General features: G+C 64.6%; 15 protein-coding genes. 9 read left to right on the top strand and 6 right to left on the bottom strand.

Features of this window, described 5'->3' with window-relative positions:
* The first annotated feature begins 4 nt into the window (after positions 1–4).
* The 4 genes from ACFFIO_RS00625 to ACFFIO_RS00640 are packed head-to-tail and all read left to right on the top strand — an operon-like array spanning position 5 to position 6226.
* Positions 5–1405 carry a hypothetical protein gene (locus tag ACFFIO_RS00625; protein ID WP_159554284.1) on the top strand — a complete coding sequence of 467 codons (1401 nt, stop codon included), beginning with the start codon at positions 5–7 and terminating at the stop codon, positions 1403–1405.
* Positions 1402–2919 (top strand): SCO6880 family protein, encoded by a 1518-nt coding sequence (locus ACFFIO_RS00630; protein ID WP_159554286.1) that lies wholly within the window; start codon positions 1402–1404, stop codon positions 2917–2919. The genes ACFFIO_RS00625 and ACFFIO_RS00630 overlap by 4 nt, the downstream gene beginning before the upstream one ends.
* Complete coding sequence (locus tag ACFFIO_RS00635) at positions 2919–4514, top strand: putative type IV secretion/conjugal transfer ATPase (RefSeq protein WP_159554288.1); 1596 nt, start codon at positions 2919–2921, stop codon at positions 4512–4514. Before ACFFIO_RS00630 ends, ACFFIO_RS00635 begins: the two co-directional genes overlap by 1 nt.
* Positions 4514–6226: a type IV secretory system conjugative DNA transfer family protein gene (locus ACFFIO_RS00640; RefSeq protein ID WP_229672756.1), complete on the top strand. Its 1713-nt coding sequence runs from the start codon at positions 4514–4516 to the stop codon at positions 6224–6226. The genes ACFFIO_RS00635 and ACFFIO_RS00640 overlap by 1 nt, the downstream gene beginning before the upstream one ends.
* A 68-nt stretch (positions 6227–6294) precedes the next feature.
* Here ACFFIO_RS00640 and ACFFIO_RS00645 read toward each other — a convergent pair whose 3' ends face one another.
* From ACFFIO_RS00645 to mobC, 5 genes are read right to left on the bottom strand one after another with little or no spacing between them, the layout of a single operon-like run.
* On the bottom strand, positions 6295–7473 hold the full coding sequence (locus ACFFIO_RS00645; protein WP_159554292.1) for a PIN domain-containing protein: 1179 nt from the start codon (positions 7471–7473) through the stop codon (positions 6295–6297).
* Positions 7474–7501: 28 nt separating this feature from the next.
* Positions 7502–7894 carry a DUF4913 domain-containing protein gene (locus ACFFIO_RS00650; protein WP_159554294.1) on the bottom strand — a complete coding sequence of 131 codons (393 nt, stop codon included), beginning with the start codon at positions 7892–7894 and terminating at the stop codon, positions 7502–7504.
* The gene (locus tag ACFFIO_RS00655) at positions 7891–8811 is read right to left on the bottom strand and encodes a hypothetical protein (RefSeq protein ID WP_159554296.1); all 921 of its coding nucleotides are present in this window, start codon (positions 8809–8811) and stop codon (positions 7891–7893) included. The genes ACFFIO_RS00650 and ACFFIO_RS00655 overlap by 4 nt, the downstream gene beginning before the upstream one ends.
* 9 nt (positions 8812–8820) lie before the next feature.
* Positions 8821–10254 (bottom strand): relaxase/mobilization nuclease domain-containing protein, encoded by a 1434-nt coding sequence (locus ACFFIO_RS00660; RefSeq protein ID WP_159554298.1) that lies wholly within the window; start codon positions 10252–10254, stop codon positions 8821–8823.
* Positions 10251–10634, bottom strand: a complete 384-nt coding sequence (mobC, locus tag ACFFIO_RS00665; protein WP_159554300.1) for a plasmid mobilization relaxosome protein MobC — start codon at positions 10632–10634, stop codon at positions 10251–10253. The genes ACFFIO_RS00660 and mobC overlap by 4 nt, the downstream gene beginning before the upstream one ends.
* Before the next feature lie 418 nt (positions 10635–11052).
* Here mobC and ACFFIO_RS00670 point away from each other — a divergent pair, with 418 nt between their 5' ends.
* Genes ACFFIO_RS00670 through ACFFIO_RS00685 form a run of 4 tightly spaced genes read left to right on the top strand, consistent with a single transcriptional unit; the run spans position 11053 to position 12918 of the window.
* On the top strand, positions 11053–11361 hold the full coding sequence (locus tag ACFFIO_RS00670) for a helix-turn-helix domain-containing protein (protein ID WP_159554302.1): 309 nt from the start codon (positions 11053–11055) through the stop codon (positions 11359–11361).
* A 5-nt stretch (positions 11362–11366) separates the two neighbouring features.
* Positions 11367–11675, top strand: a complete 309-nt coding sequence (locus ACFFIO_RS00675) for a hypothetical protein (RefSeq protein WP_159554304.1) — start codon at positions 11367–11369, stop codon at positions 11673–11675.
* 25 nt (positions 11676–11700) lie between these two features.
* A complete protein-coding gene (locus tag ACFFIO_RS00680; RefSeq protein ID WP_256375981.1) occupies positions 11701–11823 on the top strand; it encodes a hypothetical protein in 123 nt (40 codons plus the stop codon).
* Positions 11824–11826: 3 nt separating this feature from the next.
* A complete protein-coding gene (locus ACFFIO_RS00685) occupies positions 11827–12918 on the top strand; it encodes a DUF4192 family protein (RefSeq protein WP_159554306.1) in 1092 nt (363 codons plus the stop codon).
* Between the two features lie 165 nt (positions 12919–13083).
* Here ACFFIO_RS00685 and ACFFIO_RS00690 read toward each other — a convergent pair whose 3' ends face one another.
* Positions 13084–14175, bottom strand: a complete 1092-nt coding sequence (locus tag ACFFIO_RS00690) for an IS630 family transposase (protein ID WP_159554308.1) — start codon at positions 14173–14175, stop codon at positions 13084–13086.
* Positions 14176–14426: 251 nt separating this feature from the next.
* Here ACFFIO_RS00690 and ACFFIO_RS00695 point away from each other — a divergent pair, with 251 nt between their 5' ends.
* Positions 14427–14726, top strand: a complete 300-nt coding sequence (locus ACFFIO_RS00695) for a histone-like nucleoid-structuring protein Lsr2 (protein WP_159554310.1) — start codon at positions 14427–14429, stop codon at positions 14724–14726.
* The last annotated feature ends 452 nt before the right edge of the window (positions 14727–15178 follow it).

A 15178-nucleotide genomic window follows, 5' to 3' on the forward strand; every position in this document is an offset into this window, starting at 1 on the left:
GGAGATGGCCAAAATCATTGGCACGTGGTGGATGGAGGTTCCGCCACCGAACCTGGACTCAGTGGGCCTGAACTTGCTCCAGCAGGACCTGAGTTGGTTCGTGGTGATCTTCGCCATGATCGGTTTCTTCTTCGGCTTGATCCGGCTGGTGATGACCGAGGACGTCCGATCCAATGCGGTCAATCTGGCCAAGCCGCTCTTTAACCTCGTGTTGGCCACGGGCGTCTATATGGCCGCCGTGCCGATCCTGCTCACCGCCGGAGACGAAACCGCGCGGTGGCTGCTTGACCGCTCCACTGACGGCGATTCGTCTATGGAAATGCTCATCCCCGCGACCGGAGCCATGGCCAGCAATTACGGGGTCGCGTTCGTGGTCTACCTGCTGATGCTGCTCGGTTCGGGCGTGAACTTCATGTTCATGATCTTCCGAAACCTCATGCTGGTGATCCTCGTGGCCTTCATCGCCGTGCTCGCGGCCGCCTCGGGAACCGAGGGAGGCAATCAGGCCTGGCGCAAGGCCAACGGCTGGCTGATCGCCCTGCTGCTGTTCAAGCCGGTCGCCGCCGGCATCTATGCCCTGGGCTTCCGGATGATGATCGACGACACCGACCTGTCCCAGACTTCCGACCTGGGGGCTGGGCTGGTCTCGGCCCTTACGGGGCTACTGGTCCTGGTCCTGGCGGCCTTCGCCCTGCCCGGGCTGATCAAGTTCATTGTCCCGGCTGCTGCCGCGGGCTCTGGCGGGTTTTCCGGGGGCGCGGCGTTGTCCGGGGCCGCCGGGGTCGCCGCCGGAGCTGCCGTGCTGGCCAGTGGCGTGGGCGCCGGTGCAATGGCCGCACGGGGCGGGGCCGGAGTTGCGACTGGCAGCACCACGGCGGCTGCCGTCGGTGGGGGAGACCCATCCGGGGCCCTCTCATCGTCCGGGGGTGGCCCGGCTGGGGGTGCTCCGTCAACGGCCGAAATTGTGTCGGGGACGACCACCGCGGCCTCCGGCGCGGATGGTGGTTCTTCCACTGGATCCGAAGCGGCAGCTGGGGGCACCTCAGCCGGTGGTAGCACCAGCACCGCGTCCGGTGCCAGCGCCGAGGGAGGGTCCTCCGGTGGATCAGCTGCGGGTGGGAATGCCCCGTCAGGGGAGTCGTCCTCCACTGCGGGTGCGACCCAGGGCTCTAGTGCCGCTTCGGGTGCTGAGACGACCACTGGTGATCAGGCCGGCGCGGGTTCGGCTGCCGGTGGTGCACCGGCTGGAGCGGGAATGACGGACACTGCCGCTGGCGGTTCGTCCGGGTCGGGTCGGTGGGCCGAGGCCATCAACCGGTATAGCCAGGCCAGCCAGGCCGGATCGCAGGCCGCCGAGGGTGCCCGGGTGGACCGGGCCGTGGACGATGAAGGAGACCGAGCATGAGCACGACCGAGTCCGTTCGGATCGAACCGCAGGTCTTCGGCAACCTCACCGTGCCCCGCCGTTCCGGGCTGGGTGGACTGTCGATGGGAATCAGTATTGCTCTGATTCCGGTGGTGCTACTGAGCATCCTGTTCATGGCCACCGGACGCTGGTACATCGCCTTCGCCCTCGTCATGGCCGCCACGGTGGCGGTGCTGCTGCTGAAGGTGACCCGGCGCCAAGGACGCAGTATCTACGGAAGGATCACCTTGCGATTGGCACAACGCATCAAAGAGAAATCTGGCCGCGACGTGTACCTGGCCGGTCCGACCGGTAAGGGCACCCCCGACGGGGCCACTCGCCTGCCCGGGTTGATGGCCAAGTCCGAACTGGGCGAGTTCACCGACTCCTACGGCAACGCCTTCGGGCTAATCCGGGTCGCCGGATCCGACGTGTATAACTACTCCGTCGTCATCGAGACTCACCCCGACGGGGACTCTCTGGTGGACCAAGAACAGATCGATCACAGGGTGGCCGTGTGGGGTTCCTGGCTGACCCAGCGCGGCCTGGACGAGGGCATCCGTGGGGCCTCGGTGACCATCGAGTCCTCCCCGGACTCCGGGCTGCGTCTGGCGAATCTATTGGAGGCCAACCGCACCGGAACCGGCCCTGACTACGCCAAGGCGGTCACTGACCGGATTGGGGAGACCTATCAGGGTGGGGCCCCGCAGTTGGTGGCCCGCGTGAGTGTGACCTTCGACGGACGGCGGCACGACGGCAAGACCGGAGACCGCGGCTGGGCGGAAATGGCTGAGGAGATCGGCACCCGCCTACCTGGGCTTGTCGGTGGCCTGCAGGGGACCGGGGCCGGGGCCGTGCGGGCGTGTACCGCACAGCAGATCACGGACTTCACCCGCGTGGCCTATGACCCGACCGTGGCCTCTCTGGTGGAGCAAATGCAGGCCGATGGCGGCACCGACCTTCACTGGGAGGATGCGGGCCCCTCGTTCGCCCAGGACTCCTTCGAGCACTACCGTCACGACCGGGCGGTCTCGAAGTCCTGGACGATGTACAAGGGCCCGGAAGGACACTTCACGTCCAGCTCTCTGAAACGGGTGTTGGAGCCCTCCCCGGGGCTGCTGCGCAAGCGCGTCACCCTGCTCTACCGGCCCATTGCGGCCGAGCGGACCACCGCCTTAGTCCAGCAAGAACAGAATGACGCGGCCTTCGCCGGCTCTCAGACCCGGCGTAACGCCCGCGCTGCCCTGCGACAGGCTGCCGCAGCCAAGACCGCCTCCGAAGAAGCACAGGGCGCCGGGCTGACCCGGTTCGGGCTGGTCATCACCATCACCGGCACCTCGGAGGAGGACCTGAAGGTCTGGGACAAGCGCATCCCCGGATTGCTGGGACCGGCCCGGCTGCGGATCCGTCCCGCCCTGGCCAACCAGGCCGTGACCTTCCAGGCAGGCCTGCCCCTGGGCTTGGTGTTGCCCGATCACATGCTCATCCCCGACACCCTGAGGGAGTTCTTCTGATGGCCGATCTCCAGACGCCCCCGGATACGCTCATCGGAACCGCGCTGACGTTGTCCAAGAAGGACCTGGCCCGGCTCAAACGCGAGGACGCCAAGCGTCAACGCGCCGCAGCGCGGGACCGCCCCAAGGCCAGTCAGCGCTGGCGCGAGGCCCGCCAGGCCTCCCGGCACCGGCCCGGCCCGCGCGGCTGGAACCGGACCGGCGGAGGACCGGTGGACGTCATCGAGGCCCCCTTCGAGCTGCAGGGAACCACGGTCCAGGTGTGTGGGTTTTACCCGTTCTCGGCCGGGGCCGGGTTGCCGGTGATCGGCGCACCGCTGGGCTATCACTTGCGCCGACGCTCCCTCGTCTGCGCGGACCCAGTGTCGTGGTTTCGGGCCGGGATTATCTCCAATCCCTCGGCATTCATCCTCGGCCAGCCTGGGCTGGGAAAGACCTCCATGGTGCACCGGTGGATCACCGTGCTGGCGGACTGGGGTGTCATCCCGATGGTCCTGGCCGATACCCGCCCGGACTACGTGCACACCATCGCCGACCTCGGTGGTCAGGTCATCAAGTTCTCGCCCGGCCAGGGACACATCAACCCGATGGATCTGGGACCCATCGTGGGACAACTGGCCGGCATCCAGGATGCCAAAGAAAGGGGCAAGGCACTGGAGGAAATGGCCTCCCGGCGTCGATCCCTGATCGCTGGCGTGGTGGGCATGATGCTGGGGCGCGAACTAGCACCGCATGAACGATCGGTGATCGCCACCTCCCTGTCCGACCTGGATCCCGAGCTCACCACCCCTCCGCTGTTGGGCGAGGTCATTGCGCACATCAGCGCCCGGCCTCAAACACTGCGGGCGGTGACCCTCACCAACGACAATGACACCGAGTACGACCTGCGCGTCCGCGAGGTCCTGGACGCATTGATTTCCCTGGGCCCATCCGGGATGTACGGGACGATGTTCTCCGAACCCACCTCCGAACACATCGAGGTCGGCCGACCGGCCGTATTCGACATCTCCGGAGTCAACGAGAACGACCATGTGCTCATGGCCGCCGTTCAGTCTCTGTGTTGGAATCTCGGCTCAGCCACCGTCAGCGCAGAAGCCTATTTGGCGGCCGACGAGGGACGGCGACGGAAGACCTATTTGCTCGTGATGGACGAGCTGTGGCGGATCCTGCGCGCCTCGGCGGACATGGTGCACTTCATCGACTCCATCACCCGTCTGAACCGTGGCCGGATGATGGCCCAAGTGATGGTGACCCACACCATGAACGACCTCAAGCTCGCCGAACCACATTTGACCGCCACCGCGTGGGGATTCGTGGAACGCTCCGCGATGGTGTTCCTCGGCGGGCTCGCCGAGGGCGAGATGGGCAACCTGCGAGAAGTATTCAACCTCTCCCGCGCCGAGGTGTCCCAACTCTCGGACTGGATCGCCGAAGCGCCCGTGGACCAGTGGACCGGCAGGGCCGGGTTGCGCCCAGGGGCCGGAAACTTCCTGCTCAAGACGGGCAAGGAAGCCGGGGTACCGCTGCACGTACAGTTGACCGATCTGGAGATCGACAACACCAACACCAACCGCGACTGGGACATGGTGCAGTGATGCTCGCCGACCCCCGCCCCGGCAGGCGCACCCAGCCGGCTTCTTCTGAGACCGGCTGGGTACTGGCCGCCGGCCTACTCATTCTCGTCATCGGAGCTCTCGCCCTCTGGGTCTTCGGCGCCTGGATCGACCCCACTATCGGCGCCACCGGCGGGCCCTTCGATGTCCTCATGTCCCAAGCCACCGGCGATACACCGGTCGGTATCTGGCAGCTCATCGTGTTCGCTGCCGGGGTGGCCATGTTGCTGGTCGTGGCGGCCTCGTTCCTGGTGGTGCTGCGTCGGGGCCGCAAGAACGGGTCCCGGATCGACCACCTGGCCTCCCGGATGGCCAAGGCCAAGGAGTTCGACGCACTCAACGAACCCGCCATGACCAAGGACTCTGAACGGCTCCGCGCCACGTCCGCTGGGCCGGGAGTGCCGCTGGCCAAGCTGGTCAACAACGGCAAACGACTCTTCGCGTCGTGGGAATGGGTACAGATCTGGCTCATGGGACCTCGCGCGGGTAAGACCACCAGTGTGTGCGTCCCTCAGATCCTGGAAACCAAGGGCCCTGTGGTGGCGACCTCGAACAAGCGCGACCTCGTGGACATGACGCGGGGCCCCCGGTCGAGGACCGGGGTGGTGTGGGTCCACGACGTCCAAGGCATCATCGGGGAGGAACCCACTTGGTGGTGGAACCCGCTGTCCTTCGTCACTGGCATGGAGCGGGCCGAGATGCTCGCGGACATCTTCGTCACCTCCGCCACGTCCGCCGGATCCACCCAGGACGCCTACTTCGAATCCGACGGCCGACGCCTGCTGTCGATGATGTTCTACGCCGCCGCAGTCGGTGGCCGTCCCATCACGGACGTACACCTCTGGGCCCAAAACCCCGACGACAAGGCACCCCGAGACCTACTGCTCGAGCACAGCCACACGGCAGTGGCCGTCTCCCTGGGCAAGATCCAGCAGCTCACGCCGAAGCAGCGCGACGGGGTCTACGGGACCATGCGCCCCTGGGTCAACGTGCTCTCCTACGACCGAGTCGTCCCCTGGGTGCGCGATACCGGCCAGCTCGGCCGAGCCGAGTTCGACCCCAAACGCTTCGCATCCTCAACCGACACCCTGTACCTGATCTCTAAAGAGGGCGCAGGGTCCACCCGTGCCATCGCCGGTGCCCTGGCCGTGGCGGTGCTAACCGAGGCCGAAGAGATTGCCGCCCTCCAGCCCGGGGGCCGGCTCTCCCCGCCGATGACGGGAGTGCTCGATGAGGTCGCCAACGTCGTGCGGTGGCGCCAGCTACCGGACGTGTACTCCCACTACGGCTCCCGGGGGATCGTGCTGTCCTCGTTCTTCCAAGGCTGGGACCAAGGCCTGGAGGCCTTCGGGGAGAAGGGCATGAAGAAGCTCTGGTCCGCCGCCAACATTCGGATCGCCGGTTCTGGCCTCTCGGACTCGTCGTTCCTGCCGTTCCTGTCCCAACTCATCGGCGACCACGACGTCATCCGCCGCACCACCTCCACCCAGAAAGGTGGACGCTCGGTGTCCACCGCCATCCAGCGCGAACGCCTCCTGGACGTCAACGACCTCGCCGCCCTACCCCGCGGCAGAGCCGTGCTCTCCACCTCCGGGCTGCCCCCGGGCCTGATCGAGCTCCAGCACTATTCCACCAACCCCTACGGCGATGACGTAGACGCCTCAAAGGACTACTACGAACAGCTCGCCGGTTAGTCAGTAACTAGAGGCGGCCTGCGCAATCCACTTGCTCTGCCGCTGGTGCTGGTGCTGGGCGGAACATGTCAATCAATTGCAATCTTGTCGAGGTGCTCCACCTGCCCAGACATCTCTTTGTCCACGCGAATGTTGAACTGCAATACGACGTGCCGAGTTAAGTCGACCTCAACGTAGTGCTCCTCTAAATTCCCCAGGTCCACGGCGTCGACTTCACCAGATTGTTCTAAGGAGTAAGCCTCAGAGCGGTGAACATGCGCGCTGATGTTCACTTCCGCCCGGCATTCAAGCTGACCAAGCTCCATGGTGTTCTCGAAGGCCTCATACGGATCCCAGCTGGCTGAGTCCACCTCGAGAGCTACCCAGCTGATGTGAGGAGACTCGATCTCCGAGGGAAGTACTAGCCCGTCAATCTCCAAACCCGAGGGATACGGATCAAAATCGGACCCGGCGACCTTAGCGCCAACCAGATGGTTCTCGACGTAGTCTTCGGCCGCATCCATAGCGAGGTCTTTGGCTGCCGGAGCAAAGTATGTCTGGCCTTCCTCCGCGAGACGAACCTCCTCTTCATACTCCGCCAGGAAGTTCTCAACGTCGATGCATACAGCTACTTGGTCCGCTTCATTCAGGGTCACCCGGAGGTCCGGATGCAGAGTGCCTCCAGAAGCGAAATCCTTATGGTTTTTAGTGAGGAGAATGATGCTTCGGCGAGGTTCGGAGACAGCAAGTGAGCGGACCGTCTGCCAAATCACATAGTCGGCGATTCCGGCATCGTCTGTCTTGAACGGCTTTTTTGCCCGCAAGTAGGAATCAATCAGATCTTCGGGATTAATTGGTGGCAGGTCGAGAACTTCGCCAACCGACGTAATTTGCCTTCTTAGACTGTCCTCATATACCCCGCTAGAGAGGGCGGCGTCCCGTCGGCTACGCAGATCCTTCTTGCTCACGCCCGGCGAGGATAGACCAAGGTCAATCAGGACATTGTCAAGGTCAACTGGATTGTCTACCGCGTTAATGATCAGGTTCATATTTTCGCGGTGCCTGCGCTGATAATGCCTAACCATCTCCCGCACGACTACTTCAGGGAAGTACAGGCGAACAACTCTAGAACGCTGAAGATTCACTAGTCGTTTCCATGTACCTCCCCTTAGATGGAGGTCGCCCCAGAAGAGATTTGTATCTACAACAACAGCATCTGCGAGGTGTTCGTCTTCCTCGGCAAGGCTGAATATTCCGGTGGTTTCCACGTCGTCATTATCACCCGAGCTCAACAAATCAGAACCAACCTCGAGGCGCTGGGGTGACCGCCCACTGAGGAGGCACGTCGGTGGATCGGGGTGGGTCGTAGTCCCAGAAGGGGCCGTCGGGGTCGGTGAGTCGGTCCATGATGGGCCAGAGGTAGTCCCGGAACCAGGCGGTGGAGGCCATGGCGTCGCCCCACCGGACTTGTTCCCAGGATTCCCAGAGTGCTTCGAGGACGGTGCCGACTTCCTCGTACCTCCACCACTGGGGGTCCCAGCGGCGGGTGGCGGGGTTGCGCCGATAGTGGGGGAGCAGCCAGCCCTCGACCCAGGCACCGGCATTGGGAAAGCACAGAGGCCGCTCTTTCTCGGCCCCCTGGTGCGTCTCGGTGGCCGGATCGTCAGCGCTGCCGAATTCCACGATCATCGGCTCACTCCTGTCTCTTGGCTGCGACCGGCGGTCGGTGCGGTGGAGACTGGCCGCTTTGTGGTCTTGGCCGGGTTGGTTGCGATGCGTTCAGCGGTCGAGCGGGGGAAGAAGTCGGCTTGCTGGGATCGCACGTTTGCCAGTTCAGGGGTGTTGGCGTGGCGCTCGATTTGAGCCAGTTGGGCGTCTGTGACTCGCTGGTATTGATTCGACAGCCTTCCCCCGGTCTGTTCCTCAGCCTGGGCATGTACCTGGTCCTGTTGTGCTTCGGATCCATATCGGTCAGCCAGGGCTAGGTGGACGTCTTCGTCCACAGCCTTGGCGTCGGCGCCCTTCGCGGCTGCTTGACTGGCGACCTGATCGGCCTCGCTGGGCTGTGCGCTGGCATCCAGCTGAGAGTCGGTACCCAGCTGCTCATCTCGGTCGCTCTCTCGTTCCAGTGTGGCCGTGGGGGCCAGCGCCTGGTCGGCCTCAGCGTCCAAACGCTGTCGGGCGAAGTAGTCGTCCAACGCATCACGCAGGGCCGCGTGCCGGTCGACCAAGGACGTGGGGTGGTCCTTGTTCATCAGCTCCAGATTGATCCCGTAGTCGTTGCGCAGCACGTCGGCGGCGTGCATCCATGCCCCGCGAGCCTCCGGGTGGGCACCGGCCAGGTGCGCGGCCACGGTGACGCGGTCGGCGATGGATTCAGAGCCGGCGGTGCGCCAGAACTCCGGGTTGTACATCTCCCGATTCACCATCGCGGCGACGTTGGCCTCGGCCCGGGTCTGTTGGTCGGCCTGTGCGGTCCTCTCGGCGGCCTGCATCTGTTCACGGCGAGCTTGGGCTTCACGGAGTTGCATCCTGGAGCCCATCGCCACGCGCAGCATGTTGCCGAACTGCGCGGCCATCTCGGATTCTTCCTCGTTCTCTGCCATGTCCCTCTCCTATCGATCCATTCCGGTATCCGGTCGGGGCCGGGTGAACTGTTGGCCGCCCATCCGGGCGCGGGTCTGGCTGGGTGCGAGGGTGTACTGGGCCGTGATCACGTCCACGGTGCGCATCAGCGCAGCGGTGCGGCTCGCCAACTGCGGACGGTGCGTGGCCAAGGATTGAGTGGTCATCGCCCGGGAGAGCCGATTGGCCTGGGCCAACACCGCAAGCCACCCACGGGCACTGTCCTTGGCCGCGAATCGAGCTCCCAAGCGCACCGCGTGGGTCACGTTGCCCCGCCCTTGGGCAGCACGGGCGTACTGCTCCGAGAGCTGGGAGAACGCACCCGGCTTGCCTCGCTCGACGTGCATGGACAAGCGGGCGTAGATCGTGGACAGGTCGTCCGGGCCGGTGCCGGTCTTTCCGCTGAACAACTTCTCCACCGATGCCGGGTCAAAGGACCCGACCTGCACCGAAGACCAGTCGCGCTTCGCACTGTTGTGCATCGAGGCCAGCAGGGTCTCGGCCGATTCCCTTCCGGCGCCTTCGAAGCGGCGTAGAACGTTGGGCCACCCTAGGGTGGCATCCAGTTTCGATGGGGAGTACCAGACCGATTCCTGTGCCTCGCCGAGGGCCACCTTGTACCCGCGGATCTGGGTGGTGGATCCTTTGGCAAACGACGGTGCCACCCGCACGTTCAACTCACCCAATCGTTCGATGTACTGGGACGGAGTGGCGGCTGTCGCCAGCGCGGTGCGCATCCGTCGGCGCAGCTCCGGACGAGGAGCCTGGGGGTAGCCCTCGGCGGACGCACGAGCGACCTCGGCGGGCTTATCCCCGGACAAGCCACGGGCCACCTGACGGGACTCCAACACCGCCAGCCCGTGCTCCGCTTCCAGCTCCCCGCAGACCTTCTGCGCGCGGTAGTAGTCGTTGTGAATATTGGCCTTGGTTCCGTCTTCCCGGACCAACTGCACGGCAATGTGAATGTGATCGTTGCCGGCTTTCGACACTCCGTGGTGCACGGCCACCCAACGGGAGGACTGCGCCCCATCCGGGTCGATGAACCCCATCCGCTCCACGAAGCCCTGGGCGATGATTCCCCACTCCTCTTTGGACACCTCCCGCTCGCCTTTGGCTAGGGATAAGGAGCAGTGCCAGACATGGCCGTCCTTCTCGGCGACCTTGACCTTGCGCTGGGACGCTTCGTCCCACGCGAAGACGGGGGCCTTCACCTCGGTGCCATGCGTACGCCGGGGGCCGTCCAGGATCGCACCGATGCGTTGCCCGTCCTCGACGGAAAGCTCCTGTCCGGGTTCGAACTCAATCAATACCCGGTCGTCGCCGGAGATCACCATTGGTGTGGTGTGCTCGTTGGACCGACCCGGGCCGGCGAGGTAGCTCATCAGCCCGATCATCTGCCCGCCGCGGACCACGTTCGGCATCATGGCGTGCCCCTATCCAACGCCAGGGTCTCGATCGTGACATCAACGTCACGCAGCACCCCGCGCAACTCATCCAACGACCCGCGCACGTCTCCGTGCAGTTCCCCGTCGGTGTTCAGCCCACGGGCAATCTGGTTCAGGTTGTTCCCGACACGGGCGAGCTGCCCGGTCACCACGTTCAAGGCCGTCAGGAGCCGACGACGGCCCGTCACCGTCTCGCCAGCGGACTCGGCCAGGGCGGACTCCTTCAACAGCCGCGGCACCGACACCCCCTGCTCGGCTGCGGCCAACGACAGCATGGCATCCTCGGAGGCCGAGAGCCTCACCACCCGGCGAGCCGGACGACCACCAGCCACGTTGGCCTGACGCTTCCGCTCAGCCACCACGACCACCCCCGACCTGACTCCCGTTCTTCTACGACTCCGCCCAGTGCAACGCCGCTCACTCGTGAGTGTCCCATCCGACCAAGCGTCAGCGCAAGGGCACAAGCAGTTTAGGGCACCTAACCTTATAGCTTGCTCCAGTTCCGCCGGTCCCGTTGGCGCGGGCGTCGATGCGGGCTGCCGCCCGCAGTTGATGGACGGGAACGGAGCGTTCCATTCGGCCTTGGAGGGTACTGGTCCGCCAGAACCGGTCAAGCATCCGGACCGGCTTTCGCGGCATATCCTCACTCGCTCGTTCCTCGCTCCCTCCGGTATTCCACGTCCGACCCTCCCGTGCTTGACCGAACCTGACGGCCCGAGTATTTCGGTCTTCGCCGAAAGGAACGGCAGCCAGAGCAAAGCGACAGGAGAGTTCTCCATGTACCTCACCACTCGCGGTTTCCAGACCGCCCTAGAAGACTTCCTCGGCGACGACGCCGGCGACCAGGTCCTCACCTACGCCCGGACCCATCGAGCCGCCGAACACCTCCAGGGCTACCCCGAGCTGCTCACCCTCGAGGAGGTCGCCCACCTCCTCGACACGGACACCCACGAGGTTCTCCAGGTCACCGGTGACGACGCACTGCCGGCCATCGAGATCGGTGCCACCATCCGCCGCTACCGACGAGAAGATGTCCACAACTACCTGCACCACCTCAGCGAGAAACCCGCACCCGGCCTAGGGTGAAAACCATGACCGAGAACATCACCGAATCCTTCATCGACCAGGCCCGCAAACTCAACGACCAGCGCCTCACCGCAGTCCAGGACATCGCCGCCGCCGTTCAAGCCCGCGTCGACGCTGAGCAGGCCCTCAAGGACGCGCAGGCGGCCGAACGCAAAGCTTTCAAAGATGCCGAACGTAAAGGCTGGACCAAGGCCGAGCTGGACAAGCTCCGCCCGGCCAAACGCCGTCGCACCACCACCAAGGACACTGCCGGCACCAACGCCAATACCGCGGCCGCAGACCACTCACCCGACCACCGCCAGTCCACTGACTGACACCACCACCCACAGGGGGAACACCATGGAATCCGTCATCACCGAGAAACTCTCCGAACTGCTCAGCAGCGCACCCGAATCACCCGTCGTCGTGGACATGCATCTGCACCGTGAACCGGTCACCGTCGTCTTCGAGCCGCAGGACTGAACCATGGCCGACGACAAGCCCACCATGCGCATCACCACCCCGACCGATCTGGCCGGAGCCGTCCCCCACATGGTCGGCTACCAACCAGGCAACAACCAGATCGCCATCCTCGGCTTCCACGGACCCGACTACATCGGCGCCGCCGTCCACACCTGGACCGCCACCCTCGGCGACGGACCAGCCCACGCCGCCGAAGTCACCGACCACATCACCCGCGCGTTCGGCGACCGCGCCAACTCCTACCTGGCCATCGGCTACGGACCAGAGGGCCCCGACCGCGCACTCCTGTTCCAGGACGCCTTCACCCAGCAGACCGAGACACGGGCCCAGGCCTGGGCCGTGGACAACGACCGCCTCCGAGTCTTCACCCCTGGCCGCGGGTGGAGCCCCGAAGCCGACCTGGAGGACACGGCCGGCACCGAGTACTCCATGGTCACCGGCGCCCAACCGGTCGCCACCCGCGAGGAACTCGCCCGGCACTACGAACCGGTCTCCGAAGATCAACAAGCGCACCTGGATCCGGAGACCGCCCAACGGTTCGCCACCATGGCGCCCACCGCCCAATACGAATGGGCCTCCCGCGCCCTCACCGAAGGAGCCGAGTCCAAGACCGGCCTGAGCGACGAACACGTCGCCGTCATCGCCCATGCCGTTGCCACCAGTGTGCACATCCGCGACAACCTCCTGGCCGACGTGATCGGCGACAGCATCAAGGCCGATCGCCTCGTCGACGTCTTCCGGCGTTGCGATGACGCACGTCGACCCGGCATGGCCGACCTCGCCGGCGCCGCCCAGTTCATCACCCGCGGCAGCACCGTCGCCATCGAAGCCATCACCCGCCACACCACCGGGGAGCTCGGCCGCATGGCCGACCAAGCCGCCTCCCTCGGCCTCGACCCGCAACCACTGATCGACTCCATCGCCCGCGACGAACTACGCCAGCGCCTCACCGCGGCAGACCGTCAGCACTACCGCAGCCACGTCGCAAGCCATTCCCCGCTCCTACCCAACCCTGACCCCAGAGCGCCTACCCGGCCAGCGCCCGACACTGGTCAGCAGACCAGAGCACACCCCTGGGCCGGGATGGACCGCTAAGACGGAATCAACCTCACCGGCGGTGGCCGCCCCGACATGTCCTCTTGGGGTGGCCGCCGCCGCCACGAGAACCCTCCCTGCGCAATACTCCCTGGACTATGGATCCGGACCTTGGACAGGGGCGTAGAGCATCCCCGCGGACTAGGAATGTGGATACTCAGCGACCTAGTGTCCTGCGCCGTTAATTCGGTTCAATAGTCGTCCGAGGGATTCGAGGATCTGGTCTGCGGTCTTGGTCCATATGAAGGGCTTGGGGTTCTCATTCCAGGCCTTGACCCAGTCGCGCAGGTCCTTCTCCAGGGCCTGGACGCTTCGGTGGTCGCTGCGTTGGAGGAGATCTCGGGTGACTTCGGCGAAGAGCCGCTCGACCTGGTTGATCCAGGATGAATACGTGGGCGTGAAGTGCATGTGGAACCGGGGATGGTTGGCCAGCCAGGTCTTCACCGTGGGGTGCTTGTGTGTGCCGTAGTTATCGCAGACCACGTGCACGTCCAGGTCCTCGGGTACTTCTCTGTCGATCTTGGTCAGGAACTTGCGGAACTCCGTGGCCCGGTGGCGGCGGTGGGTGGAGGCGATCACGGTGCCGTCGGCGACGTTCATCGCCGCGAACAGGCTGGTGGTGCCGTGCCGGAAGTAGTCATGGGTGCGTTTCTCCGGCATCCCGGGCATCATCGGGAACGCCGGCTGGGAGCGGGAGAGGGCCTGGACCTGGGACTTCTCATCCACGCTGAGCACCACCGCGGATTCGGGCGGGTTCAGGTAGAGCCCGATGATGTCGTAGACCTTGTCCACGAAGAACGGGTCGTTGGAGAGCTTGAACCCGTCCTCGAGGTGGGGCTTCAGGCCGAAGGCCTTCCAGATTCGCCCGATCGTCGAGGCACTCAGCCCGGACTTCTCGGCCATCTTCGATCGCGACCAATGCGTCGCGTACTCCGGGGTGGACTCCAGGGTCGCGACCACCACGTCCTCGACCTGTCCGGCAGTGACAGTGGCCGGACGGCCAGGCCGATCCTCATCGGCCAAGCCGTCCAAGCGGTGCTCCAGGAACCGGGCCCGCCACTTGCCCACCGTATGGCGCGTGACGCCCAGTCGGTCGGCGACCACGGTGTTGGATCCGCCGTCTGCGCACTCCAACACGATCCTGGACCGCTGCGCCAGTGCCTGCGAGGACTTCCTGTGCCTGGTCCAACGCAGAAGCTGTTCACGCTCCTCATCACTGAGAAGCAGCTCGGCCTTCGGACGTCCGGTACGTGCCATACCCCAATTCTATGACTTAGATCACGAATTAACGGCGCAGGACACTAGTGCAACATTGACTACCTGTGAGTCTGCCCTCAATAGCCCGCTCAGGACCCAGCCAACTTGATCACCCCAGGCGTGTCAGTAATACTCAAGTTTCGGGCTTGAAGCAGCGGATACGATTCCGCATTGCTTACGGGAGAACCACTATTCACCTCCCGGTGAATGATGCTCTCGGGTCGAGGAAAGAAAACAGCGACGGGAGACCCTTGGCACAGAAGGTGGAAGTAGTTTTGGTAGACGATCTGGACGGTAGCCCAGCGGATGAAACCGTTCAGTTCTCCTTGGACGGACGCCATTACGAAATCGATTTATCGGCGCAGCACGCCAAGGAACTCCGCGCAACCCTCAAGACACACATCCGCAAGGCCCGCGCGGTCGCGCCACCGGCCCCCGCCAACGAGGCGGCACGGATCCGTGAATGGGCCGCCGAAAACGGCTACGAAGTATCCCGCCGCGGACGGCTGCACCGAGACGTGGTGGAGGCATACCGCAACGCCAAGAAGTAACCAGCCCAGCGGTCGGCCCTGAAGCACCCGGAATCTGATTCGGGTTTCAGTAGGAATCGCCGCGCCAAAGCCGGCTGGCCGGCACCCACAACTCATTCGAATCGCGCGTCCAGTGGCACGCCGGTTCAGCACTGAATCCACATCGTCGCCGCACATCAACCGTGTCGCAGGAGGATCCCCTAACGGACACACCCGAGCCCATGGTCGGAGACGCCACCAAGCGATCACAGAAGACCGCCATTTAGCGATTAAATCCACACCGGAGGTCGGTCTCGCCTCATCAAGATGATGCCTATGAGACGCCTGCTGTGGCCACGCTCGTGTTGCCGATCGGCACGTCGAAGCGATGGCGAGCGACGACGATGTCGTCTCTTGGACGAGACGGGTGAGTATTCGGACCTCTGGGAGCCACTGAATATTGTGGTTCAGAGCCACCACTATGGCCGTTGAGA

This window comes from Citricoccus parietis (assembly GCF_042433045.1).
GTDB classification, from domain to species: domain Bacteria; phylum Actinomycetota; class Actinomycetes; order Actinomycetales; family Micrococcaceae; genus Citricoccus; species Citricoccus parietis.